Annotated in this window: 2 protein-coding genes; one reads left to right on the top strand and one right to left on the bottom strand. The window is 55.6% G+C overall.

The window, feature by feature from the left end; translation table 11 throughout:
- Nucleotides 1–120: 120 nt before the first annotated feature.
- On the bottom strand, nucleotides 121–1029 hold the full coding sequence (gene thyA, locus E1297_RS02025) for a thymidylate synthase (RefSeq protein WP_155133254.1): 909 nt from the start codon (nucleotides 1027–1029) through the stop codon (nucleotides 121–123).
- A 130-nt stretch (nucleotides 1030–1159) separates the two neighbouring features.
- On the opposite strand from thyA, the gene E1297_RS02020 reads away from it, so the two are divergent.
- Entirely contained in the window at nucleotides 1160–1522 is a 363-nt protein-coding gene (locus E1297_RS02020) for a hypothetical protein (protein ID WP_155133251.1), read from the top strand.
- The last annotated feature ends 85 nt before the right edge of the window (nucleotides 1523–1607 follow it).

The following is a 1607-nucleotide window of genomic DNA, read 5'->3' as shown; positions in this document are numbered from 1 at the left end:
TGAAGGAAGGGGTTTGCCGCGCCTCTGGATCATCGAAGACACCAAGGGTCTGTCAGCCGAAACGTAGGGATTGTCCTTTTAAGCTTCGGGTCCGTGGCCCGGTAAGAATCCCTGCATTCCTCATATTGCGACATCCGCCTTAATGAATCCCTGCGGTTCGTATCCAACGAGTTCGAAATCCTCCGGCACGTAATCAAAGAGGCTGCCCGGCTTGCGCAGGAGGTTCAGTTTCGGGGCAGCGTTCGGCGTGCGGTCGAGTTGGACATCGAGTACGTGGTGATGGTTGTCGTAGAGATGGGTGTCGCCGCCGAACCAAGTGAGCGTTCCTGGTTGTAGGTCAACTTGATCAGCGACCATCCGCAGGAGGAACGAACAGGACGCGATATTGAAAGGTAGTCCCAGAACGGTGTCCACAGAACGCTGGTACATGATGAGGTTCAATTTTCCCGCCGAAACGCCGAACTGGTAGAGAAGATGACACGGCGGCAGGGCCATGGAGGGGAGGTCCGGCACGTTCCAGCCGTGGAAAATGATGCGGCGGCTCGCCGGGTTGTTTCGGAGCTGTTCGATGCAATCCGAGATCTGATCGTAGGTACTTCCGTCCGGTGCTTGCCAGGCGCGCCACTGACTTCCATAGACCGGTCCGAGTTCCCCCCAGGCGGCGGCGAACGCATCGTCCTTGGCCACGCGGCGCTCGAATTCCTTGCGATCGATCTCATCTCCCGTCTCTTCGCGGTACCGCTTTAGCGGCCAGTCGGTCCAGATGGTCACGTTCTGCTTCACGAGTTCCCGGATGTTGGTTCCGCCGGACAACATCCAGATGAGTTCCTTGAGGGCAACCTTCCAGAGAACCTTCTTGGTCGTGAAGATGGGCACGGTTCCGTCCGAAAGATCGAACTTCATCATCTCCCCGAAGAGGGCGCGGGTGCCAACGCCCGTCCTGTCCATGCGGGCATCGCCACGGTCGCGGATGCGTTTTAGGAGTTCGAGGTACTGATGTTCGGCGTTGGCGGGATTGAGCGTGATCATAGCGGACTCCGTCAGACTTTGGATGATTGACTCCTTCATGCTTCCCTAGCGAATCCTTCTGCACAAGTCGAATTCTATTGCGCGTCATTGATCGGGACTTTAGCATTAAGGCAACAACGCGAGAAAACTCATGAGCGCCAAGCAAAAGACCGGAAAACCCGAGGGCAAGTCGCCTCTTCGCAACATGGCCGAACGCATCGTCATCGCCGGCGCTCCGCTGGGTTTAGCGAGGTCGGATCTGGTTCTGATGCCCCGTAGCCTTTCTATTCCAGACGCTGGCATTCATCTTTCAGTCGTCACGGACGGCGGCACACGACGTTGGCGTGCGCTACTCAATGAGTCTATTCGGACTCTCGAGGATGGCGGTCAAAAAGCAGTTTCGACGATTTTATTCGAGGAACGCCTGGGCAAGGAATGGCTTGTTGCTCAGCGTTTGGTTATGAAGATTGCGGAAGGGCGCATTGATGCGGCTATCGATTCCGCTCTCGCCTGATCCATTTTTTGTTTTTGAACCATTTTCGTGGTAAAAATGACTTGGTTGAAGTTGTGAACAGTGGGCTTTTGTTGAACGTGAGCAA

It is taken from the genome of Roseibium sp. RKSG952, assembly GCF_009711355.1.
Note: the sequence above shows the minus strand (reverse complement) of the source record. Positions and strands in the feature narration are given on the sequence as shown.

Bases quoted from the DNA above. Each gene is read 5' to 3' on its own strand.
- thyA (WP_155133254.1), bottom strand. From the start codon at position 1,029: ATGATCACGCTCAATCCCGCCAACGCCGAACATCAGTACCTCGAACTC.
- E1297_RS02020 (WP_155133251.1), top strand. From the start codon at position 1,160: ATGAGCGCCAAGCAAAAGACCGGAAAACCCGAGGGCAAGTCGCCTCTT.